The 6,000-nt window shown below is 71.6% G+C and carries 3 protein-coding genes; all 3 read right to left on the bottom strand.

What is annotated here, in order from left to right:
- Window positions 1-711: 711 nt before the first annotated feature.
- Window positions 712-2,058, bottom strand: coding sequence for an nSTAND1 domain-containing NTPase (locus tag ABD067_RS12000; RefSeq protein WP_343895534.1), 1,347 nt, complete (start codon window positions 2,056-2,058; stop codon window positions 712-714).
- Between the two features lie 248 nt (window positions 2,059-2,306).
- Window positions 2,307-4,538, bottom strand: a complete 2,232-nt coding sequence (locus ABD067_RS11995) for a GumC family protein (RefSeq protein WP_343895532.1) — start codon at window positions 4,536-4,538, stop codon at window positions 2,307-2,309.
- A 222-nt stretch (window positions 4,539-4,760) separates the two neighbouring features.
- The gene (locus ABD067_RS11990; RefSeq protein WP_343895530.1) at window positions 4,761-5,981 is read right to left on the bottom strand and encodes a glycosyltransferase; all 1,221 of its coding nucleotides are present in this window, start codon (window positions 5,979-5,981) and stop codon (window positions 4,761-4,763) included.
- Window positions 5,982-6,000 lie beyond the last annotated feature (19 nt).

Raw genomic sequence — 6,000 nt, 5'->3', positions numbered from 1 at the left:
GCACCACCGCCTGGGACACGACCAAGCCAGCCACTCGCGCACCGCAGCGGCCATCTGTTGGGTGACCGCTGGGTGCGCGGGCGTTCCGGCGAACCGGCCAGCAGCCGCGCCGACCTCCGGCCATCCTTCCCTTGGCACCCGGCTCCTGGAACAGAGCCGAGGACCTACCGGCACCAACACAAGCGCCCTTCGGCGGACCCTGCGGCGCCGGTTCGGCGATCAAACGGAGCGGGTATGCCGGATCGGCGTCCGCGACCCCGGTCGGGCGCGCCCCGGTGGTGCTGAAGCCCGCGATCGGGACGCGGCCAGATGCGTTGACCGGCGCGTGGCGCCAGCGATCTTCGTTCCTTGCTGTTCCGGGCGTCCCCCGGTGGCGGCGCGCTCTTGGTCAAGCGGCAAAGAAACCCTTGGCGGTCGATCGCCGCTCCAACTGGTCGCCTCCGCCCCTTGCAACACAGCTACGGTCGCGCCAACGGACGCCACCGATAACCGCAAACGCATCACGGCCCGAAGCACGGCGCCGCGCGGCAGCACCCGGCTCGAACGCCGGAGCGTGGCGTCAGCCGCATCCGGGAGCGCCGGCTGGGCGCCTGGGTCGGCAGACAGCGCCCCAAGCGCCCCGGCAGCCGGTAGTGGCCGCTGGCGAACCGTTCCCGAAGGCCAGGACGGTGGCGCGGTGAAGCCCCTCGCGGCGTACGGAGCGGTCGGAACTCAACGGGCTACGGTCGTCGCCTGGACCGGGGACAGCGTCTCCGCCCGGCGCTCGGGGCCGTCGCGGGCAGCGCGCATCAGCACATAGTTGCCGAAGGTCGCCTCGGCCATGGCGAAGAGGTGCGGCCCCCCATCGCCGCAGCGCCGCACCGCGCCGGCGTCCACCAAGCGTTGCCAAAGCTCGGCCGGGGCCGCCCGTCCCGCGACGGACAGGAACCCGGGACCGGCGGGTTCCACGACGAAGCGCCCGAAGGCGTCCTGGGTCCCGTTCGCCAACGACCTGAGGAACGCCCTCATGGCCGTGTCGCGCCCGCCTTCGGTCAGGGTTTCGTAAAGCCTGGACACGCGCGGATCCGCCTCCGCCACCGCGATCTCGAGCGCCTCGTCGAGGTCCGCGCGGGCGATCTCCTGGCTGCCGCGCCGGAGCATCGAGTAGCCGGCGTGCAGCGCCAGCAACTGGGCGATGTACGGCACGCCCCGCGCAAGCCCGGCGATTGCGTACCGGGCCGCAGGGGGGAACACGAGGCCGGCCTCCTGCGCGCCCCGCTCCAGCAGCGCCTCGATTTCGGTGTCCGTCAGCAGCGGCAACGGCACGCTGACCACGTTGCGCTGGATGGAGGGATGGCGTCCGAGCAGCTCTTCCAGGTTGTCCGACACGCCCACGATGATGAACAGGATCGGCGCGGCGCGGTCGGACAGCAGCTTGATCGTGTCGGCGAGGCGCGTGCGCGTCGCCACGTCGGTGACGCGATCGAACTCGTCCACCACCAGCACCATCCGCCGGCCCGTGAACCGCCCGGTGAGGCCGAGCACGTCGTGCGTCTGCAGCCGCCCGTCCGGAAGCGCCGCCTCGCACCCGAGGAGGCGGTCCTCGCCCTGCTGCACCGGCACGGCGAGCAGCGACCGCGGCAGGCTCCGCATCAACCCGCGCAGGATCGCGTCGAAATCGTCCTCGGCCGCGCAGCTGTAGGAGCCCACCATGAAGGCGAGGGCGCGCAAAGCCTCCGAAACCAGGTTGATGAGCGACGTCTTGCCGCGGCCCCGCTCGGCGTACATCACCACGTGGGCCGACTCGTCCAGCATCGCGCGCAGGACGCGGGCGAGCTGTGTCCTGCGCCCCGCCAACCGGCGCGCGCTCCGGAGCGGATGCGTCGGCGTGAACGCCTTGCGGAGAGCGGTGCGGCGGGCGTCCTCGACGTCCGTAACGTCGGCGTCGGCGTGGAGCGGATGGGAGGGGAGCAATGGCGCCGGCGGCGGCGAGGATGAAGGCTCCGGGGCCGAGCCCGGCCGGCGGCCGGGCGGCCAATCGATGTGGGCGAGCAGCCGCTGCATCATAGATCGCGCCATACCTTCGAACGCTCCTGGCCCAAGCCCGACATCGGTCGCATCACGGTAGCCGATGATCCCACTGAACATTCGTCATGCATACGCAACGTTTCGTCATCCTCAGCGAATGCGCCAGGGGGCAGATCACCCCGGCCGGACCTGCCGGCCTCTGGACGGCCGTCCCGCTATGAGAGCGGACCGGCCGAGCCGGCCGGCCGCGGCCCTTGCGCGGCCGGCCGGTCCGGTGCGGCGCAGCTCCCTCCCCCTACTCAACCCTTAGCGGCCGCCTTGTTCAGCACCGCCGCCGTGAGCCCGTTCGAGGCCACGAGCAGGCGTTCCGCGGCCGCCTTGACCCGGTCGCGCGGCGTCGCGTTGGCTTCGACCACGAGCACGGTCGCGTCCACGCAATGCGCCAACACCATCGCTTCCGCCGCCAGCGTCACCGATGGCGCGTTGACGACGACGAGGTTGTACTCTTCACACGCATCCGCCAGCAGTTGTTGGAAGCGCACGCTCTCCAGCAATTGCCGCGCGTTGGGGGGCGGCTCGGTGACGAGCAGGAGATCGAGCGGCGTAACCGTGTCGCGCGCCACCGATTCGTTCCACGGCGCGCTCTGGCTGACGGCGGCGAGGAGCCCGTTGCTCTCGGGCAGGCCGAGGGCGGCCGCCAGGGAGGGCTGCTGGAGGTCGCCCTCGATCAGCAGCACCCGCAACCCATCGAGCGCCGCCACCCGCGCGAAGGCCGCGGCGAGGGACGAAGCGCTCTCGCCGGGGCCGGACGCGGCGAAGGCGACGCTCCGCGGCGTCGCCTGGGGCGCGATGAAGCGCAGTTGCGCGCGGAGGCCGCGCAGCACCTCGGCCTCCATGCCCCGCGGCTCGGCGGTGATGCGGTTGAGCAACGAGGCCTGGCCGCGCCACCCGGACGCCCGCGGCACCGCGGCCAGCACCGGCAAGCGCGTCTCCTGCGCCAAATCCTCGAGATCGCGGAAGGGGCCGCGGTTCTGACGGCCGGCCACGCTGACCAAGCCGCCCAGGCAGAAGCCGAGCAGCATGCCGATGCCGCCGGCCAGAGCGGGCCTCGGCGCGGAGGGCTCGTTCGGCGCGACCGCGTAGCTCACGACCTGCACACCCAGGATTTGCGGATCGCGAGGCTCCGCCGCCGATTGCTCCACGCTTTGCATGAAGGTCTGGTACAACGCCCGGCGCTGGTCGGACTCCTTTTCCAGTTGCAGCAACTCGGCCTGCACCCCGCTCAACCGCGTCGCTTGGCCGCGGGCTTCCTCCAGTTGGCGCGCGAGATCGGCTTCGCGGGCGCGGGCGGACTGCGCCTGCGCGCCGAGCGAGGCGACGATGCGCCGCGCTTCGGCAAAGGTTTCGGCGCGCGCCGCGGCGAGTTCCGACTCGGCGGACCTGCGCTCGGGGTGGCTGGGCCCCAGCCGCGACGAGAGTTCGGTCAAGCGGCGCACCGCTTCGGCTTCGCGGTCGCGCAAACGGCCGACGGTCTGCGAGGCCAGCACGTCCACGACATCGGTCGGGATGGCGCCGACGCGGGCCCCGCTCTGCGCGCGCTCCCAGATGGAGTTGATGCGCGCGCGCTCTTCGGACGCGCGGGCGAGCGCGGTGGAGAGCTCCTCCACCTGTTGCTGCGCGACGGACCCCGCGCGCACGGACACGAGGCCGTGCTTCGCCCGGAAGTCCCGCACCCGCTGTTCCGCAGCCGCGAGTTCCGCGCGCGCGTCTTCCAGACGACCCTGCAGGGCGCCCAGGATCTCGCGGTTCCGGGACGCGCGCACCTCGCGCTTCTCGCCCAGGTAGCTCTCGAACAGGTGGTTGACCACCTCCGCGGCCCGTTCCGGGTTCTCCGATGTGAAGCTCGCCGAGATCACGAGGCTGCGCCCGTCGTTGAAGACGGCCAGGCTGTCCGACAACGAATCCATCACCATCTCGCGCACAGCGCGCGGGGTGAGCACCTTCTCCTCGGCGGGCGCGGGCAGGACAATCCCGTATTCGGCGAGCCGCGCGACGACCTGCTCCGGGAGGAAGGCGCCGTTGGCTACCTGCCGAACGAAGCCTTTGACCTGGTCCAGGACCCCGGGCTGGCGGAGGAGCGCGTTGAACTCCGGGTCCGCGGCGAGTTCCAGTTCGTCCGCGACCTTCCTCAGCACCGCCGGCGACCGCAGAAGCAAGGTTTCGCTCCGGACCTGCGGAGCCGGGTCCATCAGGGTGCCAGCGTCGGTGGGGCCCGTGGCGCCCACGGCCGTGATGCGTTGGGTGTCCACCGCCACCAGACCGGTCGCGGTATACTTCTTCGGCAACTGCTTGGTCACCGCGTACCCGGCCACCCCCAAGGCTATGCCGCAACTGGCGATGAAGAGGCGCCGCCGCCAAAGCGCCTTGGCGAGTTGTTCCACGGAGCGGACGTTGGCTTCCCTCAGCGCCGGCGCCTCGACGCCGCCGGTCGGCAAAAGGGAAAGGGCTCTGGAGGGTGCGTAGGTGTTCACCGAAAGCTCCGGTTGCGCATGGGAGGGACGCGCTTGTCGCCGGGAGAATAAGGGAGGGACCGATGGCCGTTGCGACAATGTCGCGTGACCGGGGCCGCACCGCGCATCTCTTGTTTGTGGACCGTGCCTCGCCAAACACGGAATCTGGACGGCGCATTGAGGCCGTTTAACCGTGACTGGGAAGCGGAAACGCCGGAGGCGACCGACGCCCCCGGCCGGGGGTCAAGCGGGGGCGCGACGGCCGGCGGCGGCCACCGCGGGACGCGTCCCGCCGGGTTTCCGGTTCGCCCGGGCCGCGTCGTACACCGCGGCCGTTTTCCGCCCGATCTCGCCCCAGGACGGCACCGCGGTGGAAAGGGCCCGGACATTGGCTGCGCAGCGCGCCGCGAAGTCGGGGTCCGTCAGCATCCGCTCCATGGCTGCCGCCAATGCGGCGGGGTCGTCGGGCGCGACCAGCGCCCCGTGTGCCCCGTCCTGCAGATCTTCCGCGAAAGAACCGATGCGGGAGGCGATCACGGGCCTTCCGTGGGCGATGGCCAGGGTGAGCGCGCCGCTGGCCTCGATCTCCCGGTAGGGGAAGACGGGTATGCTGTCGGGCCCGAACAGCGCCGGGATCTCCTCCTCGGGCACGAAGCGCGGCTCCACAGCGACCCGCCCGGCGACGCCCCGCTCGCCTGCCAATTCGAGCAACGGCGCGAGTTCCATGTAAGGCTTGCCGACGATGCGCAGGCGCGCCTCGGCCCGGAGCGCCTCCGGCAGCCGCGCGAACGCCTCGATCAGCACGTCCGCGCCCTTGTAAGGCTTGATCTGCCCGAACAACAGGAAGGTCGAAGGGCGCCGCGGCGCGGCCGAGGCGGGCGCCGGCGAGGGCGCATCGGCGGCGGCAGAGCCGCCCAGCAGCCCGTGCGGGATGCGCGTCACACGCTCCGCCGGCACGCCCCGGGCCAGCAACCGTTCCCGGAAACGTTCGGTATGCACGATCATGCCGTCGAAGGCGCCGAAGCAATCTGTGGCGCCGATCCGCTGCAACCGTGATCCGGGGTTGCCGTTGAACGGGTTGGAGTCATGCACGGTGAGCACGAGCGGTGCGACGCGGGCCAGGGCGGGCAAAAAGAGCCTGTCCGCGAACGGCAGCGGCAACCACTGGAAATGGATCACATCCGGTCGTTCGCGCCGGAGCCGGGCGACCAAGCCGGCCATCGACGCCAAGTGGTCGATCCCCTTGAGCGTCAAGCGCAGGGGCTCGGGAAGCCAAGCCGTGCGGGCGCCGCCGGTGGCTCGGTAGAAGTCCGCTGCCAGCGCCACGCCTCCGCCATCGCCCTCCGCGGGCTCCAACGCCCGGGTGTGCAAGACGACGTCGTGGCCGGCCTCGCGCAAGCCGAGGGCGAGCATGCGGTCGTAGGGCAAGGTGAACAGCGAAGGATCGACGAGGGCGACGCGCATCACCGCGCGTCCCGCCCGG

Source organism: Craurococcus roseus, from assembly GCF_039523795.1.
Taxonomy (GTDB): domain Bacteria; phylum Pseudomonadota; class Alphaproteobacteria; order Acetobacterales; family Acetobacteraceae; genus Craurococcus; species Craurococcus roseus.
Note: the sequence above shows the minus strand (reverse complement) of the source record. Positions and strands in the feature narration are given on the sequence as shown.